Source organism: Haladaptatus sp. W1 (genome assembly GCF_001723155.1).
In the GTDB taxonomy this organism is placed as follows: domain Archaea; phylum Halobacteriota; class Halobacteria; order Halobacteriales; family Haladaptataceae; genus Haladaptatus; species Haladaptatus paucihalophilus.
Map to the genome: position 1 here is coordinate 1 of NZ_MEIH01000233.1, position 2183 is coordinate 2183.

Here is a 2183-nt window from a genome sequence, read left to right on the forward strand (position 1 = left end):
AACTCGTCCTCGTGCCGTTCGTCCGGGGCTACGACCTGCTGGTGTTCGCGCTGGTCGGCCACGTCGTCGCGGTGCTCTGCGTCTCGGGGAGCGCGATTTTTATCCGCACCCGTGGCTCAACTATTTAACGGATGACGGCATAATCCGTTGGTACAGGTTCCCAAGCCATGTCCGACAGTGACCCGTCGTTCTCGATTCCGCACCGGCCGCGACGGACGTATCCGCGGCAGGGCGGCGTCCGCTACGAGGGAGAGACGCTGTTTCGCCTCTCGCCGAGTTCGGACCCCTCCGAGAGCGAATCAAAACGACACCGATAAGCGGGGACTGCCCACGGCGATTTTTCGATTGTATGTCTGATTTCCGATGTGTCATCGTTCCGTTTTCCACTTCGAAACTGCATAAATCTATACCAAAAAGTCAGTAGAAACGAATGGTTGAGAATCGGACCGGACGCGCGAGATTCCCTCAGAAGTCGGCGATTCGCTCGTTGTGGTAGCGGAGAAACTCGCTTCCGACGGCGTGGCCCTCTCGAACGGTTAGGGTGTCCCCCACGGAATCGTCGTACGCGTGGTCCAGTTTCGTGGGTTTTCGGGTCGATTCGGAGCAACCCGTAGTCAAAATCGCGGTGATGGTTGGGGCAGACGACGAGGAGGTTCTCCGGCATGTCCGGGCCGAAATGGGGGCCACCGAGCGGTTCGATGTGGTGCGCTTCCGCGTAGCCCTCGATTCGGCTTCGTCGGCGGCGCGTTCCACAGAGTTGACACTCGTAGTCGTAGCGCTCTTTGAGCCGTTCGACTACCTTCCGGTTCCTCGCAACCGTCTCGACGGTCCGTCGGACCCGGTTCGGGTCGTCGGTTCCCTCGGGGAGTTCGGCGGGGGCGTCCGGCCTCGCATCGGCGATACGGTCGAACTCGGCGGCGTCGATGTCCGAGAGGTCGAGCGACCCGATTCGGTAGCGCCCCGTGTCGTCCACGAACTCGATTTCGCCGCGGTCACGGAGTTGCTGGAGGATTTGCCGAATCTTCACCTCGGGATGGTCGTTCCCGGAAATCGCGTTCGGAGGTGGTCGATGCTGTTCGCGTACATCTCGTCGAGGGTGAAGACGGAACTCCCGGTGTGCGTGCGATACCGTGCGAGCTCGACGCGAACGGCGTTCCGCCACGTGACCATGCCGCGGTGGACGGATCGGTAGTATATAGATCCTGTCACTCCTCGAACAATTGCGAAACGCGATGAACCGCGATTCCGTAGAACGGTCGTCGGGCGCAGTAGCCACTCGGCGGGTCGTCACAGATGAAAATCGTCGCGATTCGATACCGTCCAGGGGAAAGTCGCGCTCGCGTCGCCCACGCGATGCCCTCTCGTCCCCGCCGTTCCCCTTCGACAGGGGAGAACACGTAGCGATAGAGGAGCGTCCCCTCCTCGAAACAGTCGGCTTCGGTCGGTCCGAAGGTTCCCTCGACCCGTCGAACATCGAGTCGGTCGTTCACGTCCGGAGTGGGTCGCGTTCCGTCGTTATGTCACAGGAGTACAACAGTCGTGGCGGCCCGGTGGTCGCGGCTCGGGTGACTGTCGCGCTCGTCGCTCCGAGGGTCGTAAACGTCCCGAGCGTCGCCATCCGGCGAAGCAATTCACGTCTCGTCCCTTTCTTAGTCATTGGTATCACTCACCGTCTCCAGCTCGGACGGGATTCGGTCGGGACGTGCGTAGTCGTTGTGCTCCGGCGCACGACGCACCCGTCGGAAAAAATCGACCCCTGGGAAAAGCGGGTCTACGACGGCATGATGACCGCACGGCCCTCGATTTCGCCGTGTTCGAGTTTTTCCGCGACGGTGTTGATGTCGTCGAGGCCGTACCTCGTCGTGTGTAGCGTGACGTCGCCGCGTTCGACGAGTTTGACCAGTTCCTGTAGCTCCGTGTACTTGCCCACCAGCGTTCCGCGGTAGGCGAACTCGCCGTCCACGAGCGACTGGGACGGTTCGTGGATGTGGCCGCCGTAGCCGACGACATGGTGGTCGCCGCCGGGGCAACGATGTCCGGGGCGTAGCCAGTCGTCTCGTCCGCGCCCACGAAGTCGATGACTTGCTCGGCACCCGCTCCGTCGGTGATGTCCGCGATGGTGTCGGGGACGTCCTCCGAACTCGGGTCCACCGTGTGGTGTGCGCCGAGTCCGTCGGCCAAGT

General features: G+C 62.2%; 4 protein-coding genes and 2 pseudogenes. 1 reads left to right on the forward strand and 5 read right to left on the reverse strand.

Features of this window, described 5'->3' with window-relative positions:
- Positions 1-167 precede the first annotated feature (167 nt).
- A complete protein-coding gene (locus BG842_RS29755; RefSeq protein WP_175424122.1) occupies positions 168-317 on the forward strand; it encodes a hypothetical protein in 150 nt (49 codons plus the stop codon).
- Between the two features lie 148 nt (positions 318-465).
- Here the strand turns inward: BG842_RS29755 and BG842_RS31450 are convergent, their stop codons facing one another.
- From BG842_RS31450 to BG842_RS10425, 5 genes and pseudogenes are all read right to left on the reverse strand, one after another.
- On the reverse strand, positions 466-618 hold the full coding sequence (locus BG842_RS31450; RefSeq protein ID WP_254663055.1) for a hypothetical protein: 153 nt from the start codon (positions 616-618) through the stop codon (positions 466-468).
- A gap of 37 nt (positions 619-655) precedes the next feature.
- Positions 656-1291, reverse strand: a pseudogene (locus BG842_RS10415) (hypothetical protein); the annotation flags it as partial.
- Positions 1206-1490, reverse strand: a complete 285-nt coding sequence (locus tag BG842_RS10420; RefSeq protein WP_069450679.1) for a hypothetical protein — start codon at positions 1488-1490, stop codon at positions 1206-1208. The gene BG842_RS10420 and the pseudogene BG842_RS10415, both read right to left, overlap by 86 nt.
- Positions 1487-1657, reverse strand: coding sequence for a hypothetical protein (locus BG842_RS29760; RefSeq protein WP_175424123.1), 171 nt, complete (start codon positions 1655-1657; stop codon positions 1487-1489). The genes BG842_RS10420 and BG842_RS29760 overlap by 4 nt, the downstream gene beginning before the upstream one ends.
- 114 nt (positions 1658-1771) lie before the next feature.
- A pseudogene (locus BG842_RS10425) lies at positions 1772-2183 on the reverse strand (zinc-binding dehydrogenase); the annotation flags it as partial.

Bases quoted from the DNA above. Each gene is read 5' to 3' on its own strand.
- BG842_RS29760 (WP_175424123.1), bottom strand. From the start codon at position 1,657: ATGACTAAGAAAGGGACGAGACGTGAATTGCTTCGCCGGATGGCGACG.
- BG842_RS29755 (WP_175424122.1), top strand. From the start codon at position 168: ATGTCCGACAGTGACCCGTCGTTCTCGATTCCGCACCGGCCGCGACGG.